Here is a 23,117-nt window from a genome sequence, read left to right on the forward strand (position 1 = left end):
TATAAGTAAAACAAAATAAATAAAGACAAATAAAGACAAACAAAACATTATAGTGTATAATCCAGTCATGAAGTTTTTGTAAGCGCTTTATTAATGGGCTTACATCCATTTAAATACATAGGAGGGGAAAAGCAGTGGAAGCAAAACAAGGTAGTTTAAAGGCTACAATTACAGTTGCGATGTCCAACTATCTGGAAGCGGGTTCGATTGTTGCCGGAGCTGGCGGATTGACATTATGGATGGAGTACCTGAATTTGAATGATGCAAAGCTGGGTTTGCTCGGCGCCTTGAGTGCCAATGGTTTCGGATCTGCGATCGGTGCATTTCTAGGTGGTATTCTGGTGGACAAGTTCGGCAGAAAATTCATCTATAAGTATGATCTGCTTGTGTACATGTTTGGTATTTTGCTTATTACGTTTTCTTTCAATTTCCCGATGCTGCTCGTCGGCTATGTGGTGACAGGGATTGCTGTTGGAGCGGCTATACCAGCTGCTTGGACATACATAGCAGAAGAAGCGCCGAAAGGAGAGAGGGCTGCTCGAGTCGGCTGGGGCCAGTTTGCTTGGTCGATTGGACCAGCAATCACCCTCTTTTTATCTGTTTTATTGGCTCCTTTAGGTTTGCTTGGCAGCCGGATTATTTTTGCGCAGCTCTTCGTTGTAGCTCTCATCACATGGATTATGCAGCAGCAGATCAATGAGTCAACCATCTGGACGGAAGAAAAAGAAAAAAGCCGAAGAGAAGAAGGAAAGCAAGACGTTTCGTGGAAACAATTGTTTACGGTCAAGGCAAATCTCAAAGCGATTGTCCTGCTTGTTGGCATCTATGTGTTTTGGAATCTGGTTGCAGGGGTCATGGGCTATTTCATGCCTTATATTTACGAAACGGTCGGCGGCTTATCTGCCTCACAGGCTAACTTGCTGCAAGGCTTCCTTTGGACATTAACTGTTGCAGCTACTTATTTTGTCTTCATTAAGCTCGGTGACCGAGTGAATCGTAAGCTTCTTTATGGAATAGGAGCAGGTATGGGTATTGCTGCTTGGCTTGTACTTACGTTTGGTGGTATGGGTATGATCGAGCTATTCACATTTGTTGTCTTATGGGGTGTTGCAGCTGGGTTCGGGGCTCAGGCATTTTATGGGCTTTGGGCTGGAGAGCTGTTCCATACACGTTATCGGGCAAAGGCACAAGGTTTTATCTTTGCTTTAGCGAGAATTGCGGTAGGATTGATTTCACTTGTTGTTCCTTTGATGATCAGTTCCCTTGGATTCCAGGCAGCAGGGTTAATTATGATCGGATTCCTTGTTATCGCAGCGATAGTTGGTTTAATTATGGCGCCTGAAACAAGAGGAAAGTCATTGGAAGAAATACAGGAAGAACGGTATGGAAGTGCAGTAGAAAGAGCGCGTCAGGCAAGAAATTAATGAAACAAAAATAAACAAATAAAAATAAAGATAAATACACAAAAGTCAGGATTTATATTGTATAATGATTCTATAATTTGAAAGCGCTTCATCACCTTTAAAAGGAGTGGTAGAATTGGTACAGAATAAATGGAATGAATCAAATGCTAACCAATTTGAAGGACTAGGTGAACTCGTTTACCGTTCCAACTTGATTGGGAGTGACCGTTCTGTTTGTAACTGGGGCGGCGGAAATACATCAATGAAAACAACGGTTGAAGACTTCCGCGGCCGGCCGGTTGAAGTTATGTACGTTAAAGGCAGCGGATCTGATTTGGCAACAATGGGTGCGCATAACTTCACAGGCTTGCGAATGGAGGATATACGTCCATTGATCGAAAGAGAATCCATGACAGATGAAGAGATGGTCGCATACTTGAGTCAATGCATGATTGATGCAAGTCATCCGCGTGCCTCTATCGAAACACTGCTGCATGCGTTCCTTCCATTCAAGCATGTTGACCATACTCATCCTGACAGCATCATCAGCTTATGCTGTGCAGACAATGGACAGGAAATTGCGAGAGAGATCTTCGGTGAGCGGTTTGTCTGGGTTCCTTACATCAGACCTGGATTTACTTTATCCAAGATGATTGCAGAAGCAGTAGCGGCAAATCCCAAGGCAGAGCTTGTACTGATGGAGAAGCATGGTTTGGTTGTGTGGGGAGAGACAGCGAAAGAGAGCTATGATCGCACGATAGCTGTAATTAACGAAGCAGAGGATTATATTAATCAAAAGCAATCGGAAACAAAAGCTTTCGGCGGAGAAAAAACAGCTGCTCTTGATAAAGAGAAACGGCATCAGCTAATTAAGAAAGTCATGCCAGCTATTAGAGGTGCAGTGAGTGGAGATAAGAAGATGATCCTAAGCTTCGATGACAGCGAAGATGTGCTGGAATTTGTGAACAGCGAACAAGCTCAGCAGCTGAGTCAGGTAGGAGCGGCATGTCCGGATCACCTTGTACATACAAAGCGTACGCCTTTGTACATTGCATTCGACCCGTCTGCTGACAATGCAGAGGAATTGCTGCAAAAAGTCGAAGAAGGTATCCAGAGCTTTGCTAAAGATTACGAGGATTATTTCAATCGTCTTGCCTCCGAGGGCGATGTCATGTTCGAGCCTGTACCAAGAGTAGTGCTCATCCCTGGGGTAGGAATGGTGACAACAGGCAAAGACAAAAAAGCAGCTGATATCAGTGCTGCCCTGTATCACCGTGCGATTGCGGTGATGAAAGGAGCAACAGCACTCGGGGACTTTGTTTCCTTGTCTGAAGCAGAATCGTTTGCAGTGGAATATTGGCCGCTTGAGCTGTATAAGCTTTCCTTGGCGCCGCCAGAAGCAAGATTCAGCCGCTCAGTGGTTCTTGTTACAGGAGGAGCTGGCGGTATCGGCAGTGCAACATTGCGCCTATTCCTTCAAGGCGGTGCGCATGCGATTGTGACAGATATCAATCTCGAAGGGGCGGAAAAGGTCGCCCAAGAGTTAAACGAAACGTACGGAGCGGGTCGTGCAATAGCCGTCAAAATGGATGTGACGGATGAAAATGCTATTGCCGAAGCCTTTGAAACAGCTGTTTTGCAGTTTGGCGGAGTAGATCATATCGTCAATAATGCAGGTCTTGCTACAAGCAGTCCATTTGATGAAACAACATTAAAAGAATGGCAGCTTAATATGGATGTATTAGGTACAGGTTATTTCCTCGTTGCCCGTGAAGCTTTCCGATTGATGAAGCAGCAAGGAATTGGCGGCAGCATGGTATTCGTCGGATCTAAAAACAGTGTGTATGCCGGTAAAAATGCAGCAGCATACAGTGCAGTGAAAGCGATGGAAATGCATTTGGCTAGATGTATTGCTGCAGAAGGAGGCAGCTATGGCATTCGGGTAAATGGTGTACTGCCTGATGCCGTGCTCCAAGGCTCAGCAATCTGGGGCTCCAAATGGCGTGAGGAGCGGGCAGCTGCTTATAACATTTCACCCGATGAACTGGAAGAGCATTACCGCAAACGGACAACGCTTGGTGTGAATATCTATCCAAGTGATATAGCGGAGTCTATTGCTTTCTTTGCCTCAGATGCAGCACTAAAGACAACTGGCTGCATGATAACAGTGGACGGCGGCGTACCGGCTGCCTTCACTAGATAGGGGGATATCCTATGCATATAGCGGTTGATATCGGAGCGTCTAGCGGCCGTCTTGTCTCTGGTGAACGAAAAGACGGAAAGCTCGTCATACAGGAGATACACCGTTTTGCAAATGGCTACCAGAAGCAAGGAGACCACCACTGCTGGGATATTGATCATTTAGAAGAACAGATTTTGCAAGGTCTGGAGATTGCCAAGCAGCAGGGTATTACATCTTGTACGCTCGGAATCGACACATGGGCAGTGGATTATGTATTGTTAGGGAAGGATGGTGAGCGGCTGCGTGATGTGATCGCTTACCGGGATTCCCGGACAGATGGTGTGATGGAACAGGTGTGGGAAAAGGTTTCAAAGACTGAAATCTATCGAAAAACCGGTATCCAGTATCAGTCATTCAATACCATTTATCAGCTCTTCACAGAAAGTGAGGAGCTGATACAAAAAACCGATACGATATTGCTGGTTCCTGATTATCTGCACTACAGACTTACTGGAAAAAAAGTGATGGAAGCTACCAATGCTTCTACGATGCAGCTATTGCATCCAATTACCAAGGATTTCAATGCTGACCTGCTTGCTTTGACAGGCTTTCACTCTGAGCAATTTGCTCCGCTGATTGAAGCCGGTACTATACTTGGTGAACTTCGAGATACATTCAATGAAATGTACGATTTGCCCGTTTGTACTGTCATTGCTGTCGGTTCCCATGATACAGCTTCTGCAATCGCGGGGGTGCCTGCGAGCGGGAAAGAATGGGCATACCTTAGCAGCGGCACCTGGTCCCTGATTGGGACTGAACGAAAGCAGCCGATCCTTGAAGACAGCAGTTTAGAGAAGAATTTTACGAATGAATGGGGCATCAACAACACATATAGATACTTGAAAAATATCATCGGTATGTGGGTGATCCAGGAAATCAGAAGAGTATATCCTGTTGACTATAATTTTGGTGAAATGGTTGAAGCCGCAAAACAAGCTGATCTCACACAAGTACCTTCAGTAAACCTGAATGATGCAAGATTTTTAAAGCCGGATAATATGATTGAAGAACTTCAGGATTATTGCCGGGAAACGGCTCAAATTGTACCCGATAGTGTAGGGGATCTCAGTTTGACAGTATTTCATAATCTAGCAATTGCCTACAGTGAAGCATTAGAGGAGTTGGAAGCACTGACAGGAGAGAGCATTCAAACGCTTCATATTGTCGGCGGCGGTTCGCAGAATAAGGTACTGAATCAGCTGACAGCAGATTACAGCGGAGTGGAAGTTATTGCCGGACCTACAGAAGCGACAGCTCTTGGAAATTTGATTGTGCAAATGATTGCTGCTGGCGAGTTGGAATCCTTGGATGCTGGAAGACAGCTTATCCGAAAATCGTTCCCTGTCGAGACTTTCAAACCGATCAGCCAGGATATAACGGAGAATAATAGGAGGACAGTCCATGATTCGTAAAGCTAGTGTCATGTATGTTTACCGTGATAAATTCGATGAGTATAAAGCACGCCATAATCACCTTTGGCCTGAAATGGAACAAGTTTTGAAGGAGCATGGTGTCAGCAACTACAGTATCTTCCTCCATGAACCGACTGCTATGTTATTTGCTTATTTAGAGGCGGAATCAGAAGAAAAGCATGCAAGTATAGCTGAAACAGAAGTGTGCCGGAGATGGTGGACATATATGCAGGATATCATGCAGACGAATCCTGATCATAGTCCAGTCAGTGAAGAAGTGAAGGAAGTATTTCATTTAGATTGAGGAGGAATATATATGACAGTCATTAAAGCGTATGAACTGGCAAAATCGATGTACGAAGCATTGGGAGTCGATGTGGAAGCTGCGTTGGATAAATTGAAAACGGTACCAATAAGTATTCATTGCTGGCAGGGGGATGATATAGGCGGTTTCGAAGTACAGAAGAATGAGCTGTCCGGCGGAATTGATGTGACAGGTAACTATCCTGGTAAAGCGAAAACTCCGGAGGAACTGCGAGCAGATCTTGAAATGGCATTGCGTCTTATCCCGGGCAAGCATCGTATCAATTTGCATGCGATTTACGCAGAAACGGATGGACAGCATGTAGAGCGAAATGAAATCAAGCCAGAACATTTCCGCCATTGGGTCAAATGGGCAAAAGAACACGATCTTGGTCTGGATTTCAATCCGACGATCTTTTCCCACGAGAAAGCGGCTGATGGATTGACTCTCGCTCACCCGGATGAGGAAATACGTCAGTTCTGGATAGAGCACTGTATCGCTTCCCGGCGGATCGGCGAGTATTTCGGAAAAGAACTTGGCACAGCGAGCCTTACAAATATCTGGATACCCGATGGCTACAAGGATGTCCCAAGTGATCGCCTGACGCCAAGGGAACGCCTCAAACGTTCACTTGATCAGATCTTTGCTGTTGAAATTGATGAAAACTACAACATTGATGCTGTGGAAAGCAAGCTGTTCGGCATCGGCTCAGAGTCCTATGTAGTCGGCTCCCATGAATTTTACATGGGCTATGCGTTGACTCGCGGCAAGCACCTGCTGATGGACACCGGCCATTATCACCCGACTGAAACAGTTTCGAATAAGCTTAGCGGTATGCTTCCATTTACAGATAAAATTGCGCTGCATGTATCACGGCCGGTGCGCTGGGACAGCGATCATGTCGTGACCTTTGATGACGAGCTGAAGGAGATTGCACATGAGCTGGTTCGTAATGATACGCTTGATACGATAAGAATCGGTCTGGATTTCTTTGATGCCAGCATCAATCGTGTAGCGGCTTGGGTAATTGGTACTCGTAATATGCAGAAGGCTCTTCTTTATGCATTGCTGACGCCGCATGCAGAGCTGAAGGAATATCAAGAAAAGGGACAATTCACGGAAAGGCTTATGTTGATGGAAGAGTTGAAGAGTTATCCATTCGGCGCGGTTTGGGATTATTTCTGTCAGGAGATGCAAGTGCCGCGCGGGACAGCTTGGCTGCAGCATGTCCAGGAGTATGAAAGAAACGAAATGGCTCATCGGTAACACGTTAGATTATGCTACACTATAATCAAAACGTGATAAAGGCAGGAAAAGGGATGTTAGTTGCAGAAAGACAAAGGAAGATCGTAGAACTGGTCAACGAGCGGACCAGTGTCCGGGTTACCGAGCTCAGCTCTCTCTTTCATGTGACAGAGGAGACGATACGCCGTGACCTTGAGAAGCTTGAAAAGGAACAGCTATTGCATCGCAGTCATGGCGGGGCAGTCCGCATAGAAGAAGGTGCAACAGAGATTGCCCATGAAGCGCGTGAAGTGATGCGAATGCAGGAAAAGCAGGCAATTGCCAAAGCAGCAGTTTCGGAAATCCAGGCTGGCGAACGGATCATACTCGATGCCAGTACGACTGCATGGTATATGGCGAAGGAATTGCCAAACAGGCCCCTCACGATCATCACAAATAGTATCAAGGTGGCGCTTGCCTGCAGTACGAAGGATCAAATACGAGTCATTTCGCTCGGTGGGCAGCTGCTATCAAAATCTTTATCATTCGTCGGACCGCTGACGGAGAGGTCCTTAACGACTTATTATGTGGATAAAACCTTCCTTTCGTGTAAAAGTGTGCATCTTGAGCATGGATTGAGTGATTCTAATGAAGAGCAGGCTATCGTCAAGAAACAAATGATCGAGATAGCAGGCCAGACCATTTTGCTGGCTGATTCAAGTAAATTCGGAAAGCGGTCGTTTGCGACCATCACTGCTCTTGCACGAATTTCAAAGGTCTACACAGATATAGGGATCGATGCAGTCACAAGAAGCTATTTCGAAAAACAAAACATGGAGTTCCAAGCAGTGAACTAATCAACGACCCCGTAAAGCTATGCTTTGCGGGGTTGCTAAGGATGATACTATGTATAAGAAATCAGTTATCCTGCTTATTTTGTTGTTTTTTGTAAGCGCTTGCAACAAAAAGGAAATACTCTATGTCCAGGAAACGCCGCCGTCTGAAGCCGATCCAGTGCAAACGGAACAAATTGATATAGCTATTGTTCCAAAAGTGATGGATATTCCGTATTTCCAAGCTGTACAAGCGGGAGTGGAAGAAGCGGCAAAATCATCTGGGGCTACTGTTCACTTCAAAGGGCCAACAACAGCAGATCCTGCTCAGCAAGAAGAAATCATCCGTACATTTATAAAACAAGAGATCGATGTACTAGCAGTAAGTGTCATAGATCCAGATCGACTGACTTCTGTACTGGCAGAAGCCAGACGGCAGGGCATTACAGTCCTGACATGGGATGCGGATGCTCATCCTGAAGCAAGAGACTATTTTATCAATATGGTGGATGCTGAAATGCTTGGAGAGCATTTACTGGACAGTCTCGCTGCTCAAATGGGCGAGGAGGGCGACTATAGCATTCTTTCAGGGTCACATTCTTCGCTCAATCAAGAAGAGTGGCTGCATTATATCAAGCAGCATAACAGATCTTATTATCCAAATCTAATTCTTCGAGAAGTGGCTTATACAAATGATAATCCTGTCACAGCCTATCAAGAATCAAAAAGACTGGTGGAAGCTTATCCGGATTTAAAAGGAATCATCGGGATTGCATCACTAGGGCCGCCAGCAGCAGCGGCTGTTTTGAAGGAAGAAAATAAAACGGATGAAATCGTTATAGTCGGCTTGGCATCTCCGCGTGACATGAATGCGCACTTAAAAGAAGGTGATGTCCAAGGCATCACCTTATGGAGCCCAAAGAAACTTGGTTACTTGACTGTCATGATTGCCAAGCTGATGCAAGATGGAACAGTGATTGAGGACGGTATGCTCATAGAAGGTGTGGGGAGGGTCCAAGTAAAGGGAGAACAGATCATTATGGGGGAACCAATAGATTTTACGGCGGAGAATGTGGATCAATATGATTTTTAAAAAGAAATTCCGCAATCTTACATTGATGAATAAACTGCTGCTTTCTTATACTTTGCTTACCATTATACCGGTCGCGCTTCTCGGGTTTTTCATCTATACAGCATATACAAAAGCAGCAGAAGAGCAGATCGGAGCACTTGTACCACAAATGCTGGAACAAGCAAGTCAGCAAATAGACCGTAATGTGCAGGATGTGACGAATATGCCTGAGAGACTCTACCAATCACAGCAAATGATAGAGATATTGAGAGAGGATAGCTTCCAGTCGCATGCGGAAGCAATGCAGCAGCAATACGAGATGGAGCGGTATCTTTCCAGCAGCTTCCTTCATAGCAGTTCTTCGGATTTGCTTGGTGTTTTCGTCTTCTCTAAAAACAGGGTTTTTGCAGCGGCAACTAAGAATTATAGCGGTTTTTCAAAAAGTGAAGCAGCTGTTTACGGACAGAGTTTGGAGCTGGAAAAAGGAAGCATGATCCTTCTTCCGCAGGATACAAACCTCGTCTTCGAGGATAATGCTGATTATCTGTTGATCGGGGTACCACTTCAAGACCGTGATAACCAAGCTTATCTTGGTACAATGTTTTTGGCATTGGATGTAGCATTTGTCGACCGCATCACCGGTACAATCAAAGAGCATAATGCAGCAAGAATCATGCTTCTGGAAAAGTCATCCGGGAGAATAGCTTATGATTCGAAACATGAGCAAAGCGACCAAGTTGTTCCGGACAATTTTTATCCAATTGAAAATGGAAGTTTTCTGCAGGATGGAAAACTCATCGGTATCACGCCAGCCATACAGCAGGATTATGCTTTGATTTATGAGATACCTACAGAAAAGCTTTTTGCCAAACAGCAGCAAACCCGGACTGTCTCTATTGTTCTTTTTTTGCTGTTCATTTTATTCAGTGTGTGTTTGTACACATTTGTTGCTTATAACGTCTCGCAGCCAATCAAGCGATTGATAGAAAACATGCGCAGTGTCCAGGGTGGCCAGTTCCAGCAAACACTGCCAGTAACCAAACAAGATGAAGTTGGCAGACTGACGGAGAGCTATAATCACATGATCGTTGAAATCCGCGATTTGATTCAAAAGAATTACATGATCAAGCTAAAACAGCAGGAAGCTGAATTATACGCACTCCAAACTCAAATCAATCCGCATTTTATCTTTAATACACTTGAAACGATCAATTATGCGGTGGAAGCAGGCGAACAGGAGGAAGTCATCGATATTATTACGACGCTTGGCAGGATGCTGCGCTATTCCTTGGATAATGGTGTCAAATTTGTTTCGCTTGCGGAGGAAATCAGGCATGTTGAAGATTTTCTGGCTATTCAGCAATTCCGTTTCCATGACCGTCTTACGTGGAAGGCCGATGACCCGAACATAGCAGCGGAAGTACAGGTTCCGAAATTCATACTCCAGCCAATTGTCGAAAACAGTATAAAATACGGTTTGGAAACAAAGACAACCATTCACATTGATATCAAGATCCACGAAACACCCGATATGCTCATACTGACCATAAAAGATGATGGACCAGGCTTTGACCCGGCAGTTAAAACGGAGCTGGAACAAGAGCTCAGTCTGGAACCGGGAATAACCTCAAAATCTGCGCATTATGGGTTAAGCAACGTTGCCAATCGAATCAAAATGCTGTACGGAAATGACTATGGTGTTTCACTGGAGAACAATCAAAAGGGTGCGACTGTACGGCTTTACTTGCCATTTCGTCATGTATCGGAAAGGGGAAGTTTTGATGCAGAATTTGCAAGTCATGATCGTCGAAGATGAATATCGAATCCGCATGGGGCTGGAGCGTTTCATCAATGCCCAGCCGCAATGTACAATCATTGGTGCGTATGCTAATGGGCAAGAGGCATTGGATGAATGGAAACTAAAAAAAACAGCGGAAGTGATTCTAACTGATATCAAGATGCCGTTCATGGATGGATTAACCCTCATACAAGAGCTGAAAGAGGCTGGTTATTCTGGGGATTTCCTTGTTTTGAGCGGATTCGATGATTTTCAGTATGTGCAGCAAGCATTACGGAATCAAGTTGCCGATTATCTTCTGAAACCAATCGATAGGCAGCAGCTGCAGGAACGGCTCCGGCAGCTGTATGAAAATAAACAAGAAATAGAAGATATGCGAGAACGGGAGAATCAGAAGCATGAGCAACTACAGGTGCTGCGAGCTCTCCCGAGTGAAAACAGCTTGGCCGATACACAATGGACCGAGATATTCCCATCAGGAACATATCATACGTGCCGTTTGCAGCTTCAAAACTTCCATCAGCAAAAAGCTAAGCGAGATCCGGTTCGTTTCCACCAGGAGCTTAGTGCAGTTGTCCGGATATTGGAGACAGAGCTGTCAAATCAGTGGTCTGACTCCAGCATATGGTGGTGGTGGGACCAAGAACAAAGCTTTGGTTTGCTTGTACATACAGAAGAAAATCCATCCATATTTTTTGATCAACTTGCAGGAATTCTGTCTCATAAAACCATTTTCAAGCTAACAGCTTCTCCAGGACAAATACTGCACGAATTAGAATTGCTGCCTGCGGCAATGGAAGCAGAACAGATGGAGATAAAGCTACAGCCAGCTTCTGCAGAAGATCACTATTCGGTGGCGATCGGTGTTAACATCCAGAGCATTCTGCATACGTTGCGTTTTTCTTTCAAGCAGTTTGTATTCGATGAAGTGGATGCAGCTTTATCCCAATTAAAAGATGAGCTTGCAGCAGGGCAGCTGGACTCGACAGCAGCATTATTCCAAAGTACAGGTATTGAAATGCTGCATGATGTCAGCAAGCGATTGCCGGTCAAAGATGTCAATCGTATGCTTCAGAGGTTGGGAAGATACACAAGCCAAACCTTGACAGCATCTGAATTGCTGCAAGGCTTTGAAAATTGGACCAAGGATTTGGCAGGGATGTGCAACAGAGTGGATCAACATTCAGATCGTACAGCAGTAGAGCGGGCAAAAGCATTCATACATCATCATGTGCAGGAAGCGATAACGATTGAACAAGTAGCAGCACACGTCTACATGAATCCAACCTATTTTTGTGCTTATTTTAAAAAGCATACCAAAGAAACTGTTCTGCAATATGTCACCAAACAGCGGCTGGAGCTCGCCAAGCGCAAGCTGGAGGATACAGATGAGAAAGTGACGATGATAGCTGATTCCGTCGGATATCATGATCACAAGTATTTCAGCAAGCTGTTCAAGAAGCATACAGGATTTGCTCCATCTGAATATCGCCGCTTCCACCGATAAGACAATAACAGAAGAATAACCTCCTTTTCCGAAAGACGTCCCCTTCTCGAAGCGGGACTTTTTTCATACTCTTTATGTAAGCGCATTCAGTGATGAAGGAGGGCAAGAGATGACAAATGAATATGTACTCGAAATGAAAGGGATATCCAAAGCCTTTCCTGGTGTGAAGGCTTTGAACAATATGCAGTTCCAGCTGAAGAAAGGAGAAATCCATGCATTGATGGGTGAAAACGGTGCAGGGAAATCCACCTTCATCAAAATCATAACGGGCGTCCATCAGCCGACAGAAGGTGAGATGTTTCTGCTGGGAGAAAAAGTATCTTTTCAGAATCCCAAACAAGCTCAGCAACAAGGGATTGCTGCTATTTATCAACACGTAACCAGTTATCCCGACTTATCTGTTACCGAAAATATCTTTATGAATCATGAGATCAGGCATCCTGTATGGAAGACGCTGAATTGGCGGGAAATGCATAAACAGGCACGGCAGCTCCTGCGCGAATTGGGAAGCAATTTGGATCCCAAAGCTCAAATGAATACGCTGAGCGTGGCACAGCAGCAAATCGTCGAGATCGCAAAAGCAATAAGTACGAAAGCAAAGATCATCATCATGGATGAACCGACCGCAGCACTGACAGCAAGAGAAAGTGAAGAACTGTATCGTATTACCGAGAAGCTGCGGGATGAAGGTACTTCCGTCATTTTCATTTCCCACCGTTTTGAGGATATGTACAGATTAGCCAGCCGTGTGACAGTGCTGCGCGACAGCAACTACATTGGCACATGGGACGTGGAAGACATATCGAATGAGAAATTGATTGTCGCAATGGTGGGAAGGGAAATCAATCAGATTTTCCCTGATAAAAAGACGAGTGCAGGAGAGACGGTTCTAGAAGTGAAAAATCTGTCTAAGCTGGGTGATTTCGACGATATCAGCTTCTCTATAAGAAGCGGCGAAATACTGGGTATGACAGGATTGGTTGGCGCTGGACGAACCGAAGTATGCCAAGCGATTTTCGGCATATCGGACTATGAAAAGGGAGAAATTCTGCTGAACGGCAACGCAATACGCAATAAAAATCCACAGGCAGCCATGAATAATGGGATAGGTTACCTGGCGGAGGATCGCTTGGATCAAGGTTTGCTCGTGGATTGGAGTATTGAAAAAAATATCACGCTAGCCAATCTATCCGATTTATCCAGCTTTACTTGGATTCACCGTGATAAAGAAAAACGACAAGCCAAAGAATTTGGTGAAAAGGTGCATATCAAAGCAATGAGCATCTTTGATTCGGTCAATTCACTTTCCGGCGGAAATCAGCAAAAAGTAGCTGTGGCGAAATTGCTGACCAAGGACTTGAAAGTTATTTTGCTGGATGAACCGACGAAAGGTGTCGACATCGGAGCAAAGGCAGCCATTTATGAAATCGTCCAGCAGCTGGCAGAAGCGGGGTATGCCGTTTTATTCGTCTCTTCTGAAATGCCCGAAATCCTCGGAATGAGCGATAGGATTTTAGTGATGAAAGAAGGCAGGATTGCAGCCGACTTCGTTAACAGGGGAATCACCCAGGAGATGATTTTGGAAGCAGCAATGGGCGAAGAGCAAGTACAGGAGAAAAGCGGATGAAGAAGGAGGGGTCAAAATGGAAATGAAAACAGAAAATCTAGAAGTGGAAAAGAAAAATCCGCTGGCGCTGTTTTATCAGTTCCGGGAGCTCGGGTTGCTTTTCTTCATCGTCCTATTATGTATCGGGGTACAACTGCGAAATCCTTCTTTTTTGACGGGCGAAAACATCCTTGATATGGCAACGAATACCTCCATACTGGTTATCCTGTCGCTTGGGATGATGATTGTTCTGATCACAAGGGGAATCGATCTGTCCATCGGAGCTGTCATTGCGCTTTCCGGTATGCTGACAGCGCAGCTTGTGGCAGCCAATCCGTCAGTAAATCCATTCCTATGTTTGCTCATCGGTACCGTCATCGGTGCTGTGTGCGGAATGGTCATCGGAGTCCTGATAGCTAAAGTTGGCTTGCTGCCAATCATAGCTACACTTGCATTGATGAACATATTCCGCGGTCTTACATTTTTGGTGAGTGACGGGGAATGGGTCAGCTCTTATCAGATGTCGGAAGGCTTCGTGGAAATAGCAACAGGAACTTTCCTGGGACTGAATCACTTAATCTGGGTTGCAGCGCTCTTCTGCCTCGTATTCTTTTATTTTCTTAATTACACACGTACGGGCCGGCAAATTTATGCAGTCGGCAGCAATCCGCAATCTGCTGCTGTGAGCGGTATCAAACAAGGGCGTATCTTATTCTTGGTTTATACGATCATGGGAGGATTATCTGGATTGTGCGGTGTTCTGTGGGTATCCAAGTTTGCATCTGCCCAGGGAGATACAGCCTCGGGTTATGAACTTACGGTCATAGCAGCATGTATTTTAGGCGGGGTGAGCATTGCCGGTGGTTCTGGAAAACTTGCTGGTGTCCTGCTTGGTGCAATATTGCTCGGAATTCTGAACAATGCACTGCCGCTTATGAATGTATCACCTTTTTGGCAGAACGGTATTCAAGGCTTTATCATCCTGCTTGCCGTGATTGTCAATGCCATCGTGAAACGCCGTGTCGAAAGAACTCATCTGCTTAGGAGGGCTGGCTGATGGAACAAAAGAAACAATCATATCAACCTCGTACTCTGGAAACTCATCTGCCGTTCTCCTGGAAACGCCTTTTCTTCCAATGGGAATGGATGCTTTTAGTCATTTTGGTTGCAGTGCTCCTGCTTGGAAGCAATTTGTCACCTTACTTCCTGAATTATCCGAGTCTGCGGGATGGGACGATGGTCTTCCTCGATAAAGCGTTGATCGTCTTTCCGATGGCGATGATCATGATTATGCGGGATATCGATATTTCTGTAGGATCAACGGTCGCATTATCATCTGTTGTCATGGCCACACTTTATACCAGTGTTGGCCTGCCGATGGAATTGGCCATCATTGCTTGTCTTGTGACAGGCGCTATCTGCGGCCTGATCAATGGACTCTTGATCGTGAAATTCAAAGAGCTTTCGGCAGTTATCGTTACACTCGGCACCATGATTCTTTACCGGGGAATTGCCTACATTATTTTAGAAGATCAGGCAGCAGGAGGTTTTCCTGAGTGGTTCGGATTCTTTGGATGGGGTTATGTTTTCGGAATACCGTTTCTGCTGATTGTATTTGCAGCGTTGGCAGTTGTATTCGGCATCGTGCTTCATAAGACGACGTTCGGCAGAAAGGTGTTTGCTATCGGCAACAATCCTACCGCTAGCCGTTTTTCTGGAATCAAGGTGGATAAAGTCAAAGTAATCGTCTTCATGCTGGCAGGATTGCTGGCTGCCGTAACAGCTATCTTCCTTACATCAAGAATGGGCAGTACACGGCCGAATATAGCAACCATGTATGAATTGGACATTATTGCGATGGCAGCACTTGGCGGTGTCAGTACAGCCGGCGGAAAAGGGCGTGTGCTCGGTGTTGTCATAGCTGTCTTCATCATCGGCTACTTGCAATATGGACTTGGACTTATCAATCTTCCAAGTCAAATGTTCTTGATCATTGTAGGAGCATTGCTTATCCTGTCAGTCGCCATTCCGAAGCTTGGCGGCATGATAAAAAGAAAGTGAGTATTCCAGCGCTTGCTGATACTAATAGATAAGAAGGGGAGACCGAGATGAAAAAGTGGAGCAAATGGTTTGCTATGATGCTGTTGGTACTATTGCTGGCTGCCTGCAGCCAAGGAGCGCCGGAATCAAGTGGTGCATCTGGCGGAGAGTCAAACGACGGACCGAAGAAATATGCTTTTGTATTTAAAAATACAGGCAATCCGTATGGTGAAAAAATGCTGGACGGCTTTGAAAGCACGATTGAGGAATTAGGAGGAGAAGTCATCCTGCGCTCACCGGATCAGCCAACTGCGGAAGGGCAAATTCAGATTATCGAACAGCTGATCACGCAAAAAGTGGATGTAATCGCGGTAGCAGGTAACGATCCAGATGCACTGGAGCCAGCATTGAAAAAGGCGAAGGATCAGGGTATCAAAGTGTTGTCTGTTGATTCAGCAGTGAATGCTGCCAGTCGTGATATCCATGTGAACCAAGCCAACCCAGAGCGCATCGGGCGGGTACAGATTGAAGCTGTATCCGAAATGATCGGCGGCGAAGGCCAAATAGCAGTTTTGAGTGCGACGAGCCAGGCTACGAATCAGAATACATGGATTGAGTGGATGAAGAAGGAACTTGAAAAAGATGAATATAAAGATATTGAACTTGTAAAAGTAGCTTACGGAGACGACTTGCGAGATAAGAGTGTATCCGAAACAGAAGCATTGCTTAAATCCTATCCAGACTTGAAGGCAATCATTGCGCCTACGACTGTTGGTATTGCAGCAGCAGGTAAAGTGCTCACAGACAAAGGTTTGGAAGGGCAAATAGCTTTGACGGGCCTTGGCCTTCCAAGTGAAATGGCAACTTACATCGAAAGCGGTGTCAGCCCTTGGATGTACTTGTGGAATCCGATTGATGTTGGTAAAGGTGCCGCATATGCAGCATATGAATTAGGCGAAGGCAACATCACTGGCGAACTAGGGGAAAAAGTAGATTTGCGTGACCTTGGTGAAGTAGAAGTAGTCGAGGACGGAGATGGTACGCAGATCATGCTTGGAGATCCGTTCAAATTTGATAAATCCAATATTGATGAGTGGAAGGATGTTTATTGATAGTAAATGGCCGGGGAGCTAACAATCCCCGGTTTTTTTGATGAATCAAGTTAATTAAAACCATTGGAATAGCATATAGCTTGCTTCTAAAACTATAGCGTATAACATGGAACTAACAAACAAGGAGGAGGCTGAACATGAATTTGGGATTGAAAGGTAAAAAAGCTCTTATAACTGGCTCTACGTCAGGGATTGGGAAGGCAATTGCAATATCGCTCGCGGCCGAAGGAGCAGAGGTTATCATCAATGGCAGATCTCAAGAAAAAATTGACCAAACAATCCGTGAAATAAAAGAATTCAATTTCAATGCCGTTTTATATCCAGCAGAGGCAGATCTTGGTACTGCGGAAGACTGTGAAAAAATACTTCAAAGTTATCCCGAAGTCGATATTCTAGTCAATAATCTGGGTATTTTTGAGCCAGCAGAGTACTTTGATATTACAGATGACGAATGGCTTAACATGTTTGAAGTAAACGTGATGAGCGGTATACGGCTTACAAGAAGCTATGCAAAATCAATGCTGGAGCGGAAAGAAGGACGAGTTATATTTATCGCTAGTGAAGCGGCTGTTATGCCCTCTCAGGAGATGGCGCATTACAGCGCTACCAAGACGACGCAATTATCTATCTCCCGAAGCTTGGCAGAACTTACAAAAGGAACGAATGTAACGGTCAATACTGTAATGCCGGGTTCAACGCTGACAGAGGGCGTAGAAAAAATGCTTGAGACTTTATATCCTAATGAGAACTTGTCGATAGAGGAAGCGGAAAAACGGTTCATGAAGGAAAATCGCCCAACATCTATCATACAGCGGCTGATCAGACCGGAAGAAATTGCACATTTTGTTACGTATTTAAGCAGTCCGCTAGCATCTGCAATCAATGGTGCGGCTTTACGTGTGGATGGCGGTTTAGTAAGAAGTATCTTTTAAGAATAGGAGGTTTAAAGTATGGCAGGTCATTTATTCGGAAAAGTAGCAATTGTAACGGGTGCATCAAGGGAAATCGGCAAAGCTATTGCCTTGCAGCTCGCTGATGAAGGAGCAAGAGTAATTGTCAATTATACAAGCAGTCCAGATAAAGCTGAAGCAGCCGTTCAAGCTATTACCCAAAAAAACGGAGAAGCATTGGCTATCCAAGCAGATATTAGTAAGCTGGAAGACGTTGAACGACTATTCAGCGAAACCTTACAGGCTTTCGGCAAAGTAGATATCTTGGTCAACAATGCAGGAATCATGGTTAATAAACCTATTTTGGATGCAACAGAAGAAGATATTGATAAGATTTTCGCTATAAATGTAAAAGGAACATATTTCTCTTGTCAGCAAGCAATGAAGCATATGGCTGAATATGGACGCATCATTAATATATCTACTTCTGTAGTGGGTCAGATGTTTCCTGCATACAGCATGTATGCAGGAACAAAGGGAGCGGTAGAACAATTCACAAGACAGCTTGCGAAGGAATTTGGCTCTAAACAGATTACAATTAACGCAGTTGCTCCTGGACCTGTAAACACCGAATTATTTACGGAAGGAAAATCGGAAGCGCAGATTGATAGCCTGAAAAAAATGAATGCATTTAACCGGCTTGGAGAACCAGAGGATATATCTTCGGTAATCTCTTTCCTAGCGGGTAAGGAATCACAGTGGGTAACTGGCCAAACATTGCGTGTTAATGGAGGATTTATATAAATTATGAAAAGCGCCTGACAGCAGGCGCTTTTCATAATTTTCGACAGGTAAATAAGAGAAAGGTAGCGTATGTATTCAAAAGAACAGAAAATGGGATACATACCTCTTAGATTGTGTACATATGATTTACGTTATAATGTAAGCGCTTCATTAAAAGAAGATGAAAGCAGGGATTATAATATGAGGATAAAAAGAGCAATTATTTCGTCTTTAAGACTCAGGAAAATGCGTCATAGATATTTTATAGCGATAACGATTATCTCAATCATCCCATTAGCTGTTTTGGGTATTACTTCATACTACATCGCAAAGACAACACTAATGCAACACCAAATCAATACGATGCAGACCCAAGTAAAAGCATCAAGCGAACGTGCTGATGTACTGTTGAAAAACGTCATAAATATGCAGCGCTTAATTGCCTGGAATAGTGATATGCAAGCTGAGTTAAAGAAGAGCGCTAAAATAACATCCGATTCCTCTCAGGAGATAGAAAAAAATATGGAGGAACGGATGGAGCACTTACTGTACAGCTATTTTATTGATACACAGGATATAGATTCAGTCTGTTTGTTTGATAAGCATTTTCGGTCGTTTTGTTACGGTAATAGCAGCAGTATGGGAAAGTATGATACTAGTGGAGGAGCAGTTCATGAGATAGGAACGCAGAATTGGTACAGAGAAACGGAAAATGAGCAAGGAAAGGTATTGTTTTTCAGCCGAAATGTTCTGCTGGATGATCCATCCTCGAATACATTTTCATCAGTAAAGCTGCTCCGTGATTCGGATAGTGTGTTTGATCAGCAGATTCTTGGTGTACTTGTTGTAAATATTCATAAATCCATTTTCTCAAGAGTTATAGAAGAGAGTCCAACTAGTGAATCTGCCATTCAGGATAAATCAGAAACTTCAAATCGGTTGGTTTATTCTGTACCGATTTCCAATCGGGGAGAGAAGAGTATGCTTCCACTCATTCAAAGCGAGGACTTACCACCAGACGAATACTTAATCAGCAGCTATAAAAATGAGACCACAGGATGGGATTTTGTTCATATTATTGAAAAGGACGTGTTACTCAATGAAACCTATTATATACGGAATGTAACGGGTGTACTTGTTGGAATGATGGCGCTCATTGCGCTGATTCTTTCTTTTATTGCTTCTAGCAAAATCACGCATCCTTTGACACAGCTCAAGAAGCTGGTAGTGGACTGGGTGAAGACGTCAAAAGAAACCAAAGGAGAAATAGTTTCTGATGATATAAGTTTGATAAGCAATACTTTTAAGCAAATGGCATCCGAGAACGAAGAGTTGAATCATTTATTGATACGATCGAAATTAGAGACGAAGGAAGCAGAGCTTAACCTGCTGCAAGCACAGATTAAACCGCACTTTTTGTACAACACACTGGATTCCATTTATTGGATGGCTATCTTAAATCAAAATGAAGACATCGCGAAGATGACAAATGCTCTCTCGGAGACTTTTAAGCTTAGCTTGAGCAAGGGGAAAGAGATGATTACGGTAGCTGATGAATTAGAACATATTCGTCATTACATAACGATCCAGCAGCTGCGATTCCCTGAGCGGATTATATACGAAGAAAATGTTGACGAGGCATTGCATGATATGGAAATTTTAAAGCTATTGCTGCAGCCGCTAGTAGAAAATGCAATATATCATGGGCTGGAGCCAAAATTGGAAGCTGGAATTGTACGGATGATTGGAAAGATTGAAGGTGAAAAAACAATTTTCATTATAGAAGATAACGGAGTAGGGATAGAAGATATGTCCAATACGAAAAAGGGTTTTGGACTAAAAAATGTACAGCGGAGAATGGAATTATATTATCCGTCCTCAGCATTTTCCATTTCGAGTGAAAAGAATCGAGGTACTACTGTAGAACTTCATTTCCCAATAAAAATGAGGAGGAATTCATAATGCTGCGTGCCGCTCTATTTGATGATGAATTTATTGTTGTACAAGGTCTACAAACAATGGTTTGCTGGGACAAATTCGGAATTGAACTTATCGGTACAGCTCAAAATGGATTAGAGGCGCTTGACTACTTTAAAGCGAACAAGCCAGATATAATTCTTACTGATATTCGAATGCCAGGTCTAGATGGTCTAGCCCTGATTGAACGGATACTGGAATTAGAACCAAGCACATTATGTATTGTATTCAGCGGATTCAATGATACAGCTTATTTAAAGAAGGCGATTAAGCTGGGAGTCGTTGATTATTTGGAGAAACCAGTGACACTTTCAAAGGTAGAAGATGTTCTGGCACGTGCAATAAAAAAAGCAGATCATATAAAACGGATAAAAACACTAGAGAATGAAAGGGAGATAAATCAGCAGGAACGCTTAAAACATGTCCTCCATCACCTAATGCTTCGCCATGAAGAAGGAGAGCGAAACTGGGAGCAAGCAGTGCAGAACTATTCAAAAAAGGTATATGGGTTTACGGTTCTTGCTTCCGAAGATGTTATTCAAATAGAGAAACCAAACCTTAAAAGTGTACCTGTCCGTTCTGGAGATGAATATCTTATGGTCCTTCTTCATCTAACAGCTTTATCAAGTCAGCATTATAAATATTCGGTAACTTCCAATGTAAAAGGGAAGGTTGGAATCGGCAGAACGTATACGGAGCCTGGTTATTTACATAAAAGCTATCAGCAAGCGAAAAAAGCATATCGTTATGCAAAGTTTTTAGGTGTTCCCTTCCTTCATTATGAAGACATTGATATAAGTAATACTGCTCCGCAAGACTTATCAAGCATGGAAAAGGCTATTTTTGCTAGTATGCGGACTAACGATGAAGTTAGTTTAAAAGAACATGTAAGAACATGGATGAGAGAACTCCGACAATCTTGCCAGCTTGAAATTCTGGAAAGTGAAATAGTGCGTCTGGTTTATTTGGGATTAGAAGTCGCTAAAGAAAATGGTGCACATGATACTGGACACGATTATAATTTTCATCATGATATAAGAACATTGGACACTAGCGAAGCAATGGAGAAGTGGCTGTTATGTAAAATGGTCAAATTTTTAGAAAGTATTCGACAAGCTAAGATAACACTAAGCCAAGGGTCAGTCGAGCAAGCAAAAGTGTTTATAGAGACTTGTTATTATAAAGACATCACACTGCAAGATGTTGCGGCACGGGTTGGAATGAATACCACATACTTTAGCATGCTGTTCAAGGAAACAACCGGCATCACCTACATTAAATACTTGACCAATATACGAATTGAAAAAGCAAAGGAATTGCTGCTTAACGGCGGGAAAGTAAAGGAAGTCAGTGAGAAGGTGGGGTATCATAGCTATCGTCATTTTACTGATGTTTTTAAGAGACATACTGGAGTGAGCCCGGGTTCGTACAGAGAGAAGAAGTAAATGCTCTACATGAAAAAAACGGACATTATCCTAAATTATACGGACTTAAAATTCATTTTGTAAGCGGTTACAATAAAAGTGCAAAGAAATTCATTTCATGCAATGGAGGGATAAAATGAACAAGTTTAAGAAGTTTATTTCCTTGTTTTGCGTAACAGTGCTTCTTGTTGGCCTTTTAGCTGGGTGCGGAGGTGCAAATTCTTCATCAGCTGGTGAAGAGGATACGGTAACTGTTCTTATCTCCAATGATTCATCTAGAACTGCGATTGAAGCAGTAACAGATTATATAGAAGAAGAACATGGAATCAAGACAGTGTTCGAAACAAGACCTGGCGGTACAGAAGGAGATAATATCATGAAAACGCGTCTAGCCACGGGTGATATGGCTGATATTGCGTTCTATAACTCTGGGTCTTTGCTGCAGGCTTTAAACCCATCACAAAATTTCGTCGATTTAAGCAAAGAACCGTATATGGATAAAGTATTGGATACATTTAAAGAAACTGTTTCTGATGATAGCGGTGCAATTTACGGTATTCCAGCTACCTCGGTCATGGTAGGGGCCTGGTTCTATAATAAGAAAGTATACGAGGAGCTTGACTTAGAGATACCGAAAACTTGGGATGATCTTATGGCAAACAACGAAAAGATAAAAGCTGCTGGCAAAACTGCTGTAATTGGTTCTTACAAAGAAACGTGGACCAGCCAGCTTATTGTATTAGGTGATAATTACAATGTGTTGGCGGAGGATCCGACCTTCCCAGAAGAGTATACAGCAAACAAAGCGAAATTGGCCACGACTCCTGGTGCCCTACGCAGTTTTGAGAAGTTGCAGGAGGTATACGAGAAGGGATATATGAACGATGATTTCCTGGCAACTACCTATGATGCAGGAACTAAAATGCTGGCTGAAGGTACTGGTGTTCATTATCCTATGCTGTCGCAGATTTTACCTCTTCTCGAAACAAATTATCCAGATCAATTAAATGACATTGGTGTATTTCCGCAGCCAGGTGATAGTCCCGATAAAAATGGGTTTACAGCTTGGATGCCACATGCATTCTACTTAAATAAAAATGGTGAAAAAGTCGATACGGCAAAAAAATGGGCAGAAGCTTTTCTTTCCGATGAAGGAGTGAAGCGTTTTGTCGAAGCAGCTACACTGGATGGACCATTGGCAGTTGAAGGGGTGGATCTTCCGGAAGATGTACCGCAGGCTGTCAAAGATATGCTTCCATATTTTGAAGAAGGAAATACAGCTCCAGCACTGGAGTTTTTGAGTCCGCTCAAAGGACCAAATCTTGAACAAATCACAACAGAAGTTGGAAGCGGTGGAAAAACAGCAGAAGAAGGGGCAAAGCTCTACGATCAGGATGTAGAGAAACAGGCAAAACAACTTGGTTTAGAAGGATGGTAGGTATAAATAGCGAGGGTTCCCCGTTTCATACGGGGGACCCTTAAAAGAAGGA

At 43.7% G+C, this 23,117-nt stretch carries 18 protein-coding genes; all 18 read left to right on the top strand.

The window, feature by feature from the left end:
- Positions 1-179: 179 nt before the first annotated feature.
- On the top strand, positions 180-1,424 hold the full coding sequence (locus tag SFC25_RS02465; RefSeq protein WP_411214194.1) for an MFS transporter: 1,245 nt from the start codon (positions 180-182) through the stop codon (positions 1,422-1,424).
- Positions 1,425-1,539: 115 nt separating this feature from the next.
- Positions 1,540-3,606, top strand: coding sequence for a bifunctional aldolase/short-chain dehydrogenase (locus SFC25_RS02470; RefSeq protein WP_411213771.1), 2,067 nt, complete (start codon positions 1,540-1,542; stop codon positions 3,604-3,606).
- Positions 3,607-3,617: 11 nt separating this feature from the next.
- A complete protein-coding gene (rhaB, locus tag SFC25_RS02475) occupies positions 3,618-5,057 on the top strand; it encodes a rhamnulokinase (RefSeq protein ID WP_411213772.1) in 1,440 nt (479 codons plus the stop codon).
- Complete coding sequence (gene rhaM, locus SFC25_RS02480) at positions 5,047-5,361, top strand: L-rhamnose mutarotase (protein WP_411213773.1); 315 nt, start codon at positions 5,047-5,049, stop codon at positions 5,359-5,361. The genes rhaB and rhaM overlap by 11 nt, the downstream gene beginning before the upstream one ends.
- A 12-nt stretch (positions 5,362-5,373) precedes the next feature.
- Complete coding sequence (gene rhaA / locus SFC25_RS02485; protein WP_411213774.1) at positions 5,374-6,627, top strand: L-rhamnose isomerase; 1,254 nt, start codon at positions 5,374-5,376, stop codon at positions 6,625-6,627.
- 53 nt (positions 6,628-6,680) lie between these two features.
- The gene (locus SFC25_RS02490; RefSeq protein WP_411213775.1) at positions 6,681-7,442 is read left to right on the top strand and encodes a DeoR/GlpR family DNA-binding transcription regulator; all 762 of its coding nucleotides are present in this window, start codon (positions 6,681-6,683) and stop codon (positions 7,440-7,442) included.
- Positions 7,443-7,491: 49 nt separating this feature from the next.
- Positions 7,492-8,511, top strand: coding sequence for an autoinducer 2 ABC transporter substrate-binding protein (locus SFC25_RS02495; protein ID WP_411213776.1), 1,020 nt, complete (start codon positions 7,492-7,494; stop codon positions 8,509-8,511).
- Complete coding sequence (locus tag SFC25_RS02500; RefSeq protein ID WP_411213777.1) at positions 8,501-10,306, top strand: sensor histidine kinase; 1,806 nt, start codon at positions 8,501-8,503, stop codon at positions 10,304-10,306. Before SFC25_RS02495 ends, SFC25_RS02500 begins: the two co-directional genes overlap by 11 nt.
- Positions 10,272-11,795, top strand: a complete 1,524-nt coding sequence (locus SFC25_RS02505) for a response regulator transcription factor (RefSeq protein WP_411213778.1) — start codon at positions 10,272-10,274, stop codon at positions 11,793-11,795. The genes SFC25_RS02500 and SFC25_RS02505 overlap by 35 nt, the downstream gene beginning before the upstream one ends.
- Before the next feature lie 109 nt (positions 11,796-11,904).
- A complete protein-coding gene (locus SFC25_RS02510; protein WP_411213779.1) occupies positions 11,905-13,422 on the top strand; it encodes a sugar ABC transporter ATP-binding protein in 1,518 nt (505 codons plus the stop codon).
- A gap of 16 nt (positions 13,423-13,438) precedes the next feature.
- Positions 13,439-14,458: an ABC transporter permease gene (locus SFC25_RS02515; protein ID WP_411213780.1), complete on the top strand. Its 1,020-nt coding sequence runs from the start codon at positions 13,439-13,441 to the stop codon at positions 14,456-14,458.
- Positions 14,458-15,462: an ABC transporter permease gene (locus SFC25_RS02520; protein WP_411213781.1), complete on the top strand. Its 1,005-nt coding sequence runs from the start codon at positions 14,458-14,460 to the stop codon at positions 15,460-15,462. Before SFC25_RS02515 ends, SFC25_RS02520 begins: the two co-directional genes overlap by 1 nt.
- A gap of 47 nt (positions 15,463-15,509) precedes the next feature.
- The gene (rhaS, locus tag SFC25_RS02525) at positions 15,510-16,553 is read left to right on the top strand and encodes a rhamnose ABC transporter substrate-binding protein (RefSeq protein WP_411213782.1); all 1,044 of its coding nucleotides are present in this window, start codon (positions 15,510-15,512) and stop codon (positions 16,551-16,553) included.
- Between the two features lie 137 nt (positions 16,554-16,690).
- On the top strand, positions 16,691-17,485 hold the full coding sequence (locus SFC25_RS02530; protein ID WP_411213783.1) for an SDR family NAD(P)-dependent oxidoreductase: 795 nt from the start codon (positions 16,691-16,693) through the stop codon (positions 17,483-17,485).
- An 18-nt stretch (positions 17,486-17,503) separates the two neighbouring features.
- Positions 17,504-18,247, top strand: a complete 744-nt coding sequence (locus SFC25_RS02535) for an SDR family oxidoreductase (RefSeq protein ID WP_411213784.1) — start codon at positions 17,504-17,506, stop codon at positions 18,245-18,247.
- Positions 18,248-18,472: 225 nt separating this feature from the next.
- The gene (locus SFC25_RS02540; RefSeq protein WP_411213785.1) at positions 18,473-20,188 is read left to right on the top strand and encodes a cache domain-containing sensor histidine kinase; all 1,716 of its coding nucleotides are present in this window, start codon (positions 18,473-18,475) and stop codon (positions 20,186-20,188) included.
- Positions 20,188-21,648: a response regulator gene (locus SFC25_RS02545; RefSeq protein ID WP_411213786.1), complete on the top strand. Its 1,461-nt coding sequence runs from the start codon at positions 20,188-20,190 to the stop codon at positions 21,646-21,648. The genes SFC25_RS02540 and SFC25_RS02545 overlap by 1 nt, the downstream gene beginning before the upstream one ends.
- 115 nt (positions 21,649-21,763) lie before the next feature.
- Positions 21,764-23,065 (top strand): ABC transporter substrate-binding protein, encoded by a 1,302-nt coding sequence (locus SFC25_RS02550; protein WP_411213787.1) that lies wholly within the window; start codon positions 21,764-21,766, stop codon positions 23,063-23,065.
- Positions 23,066-23,117: the final 52 nt, after the last annotated feature.

Source organism: Terribacillus saccharophilus (genome assembly GCF_046592595.1).
GTDB classification, from domain to species: domain Bacteria; phylum Bacillota; class Bacilli; order Bacillales; family Amphibacillaceae; genus Terribacillus; species Terribacillus saccharophilus_C.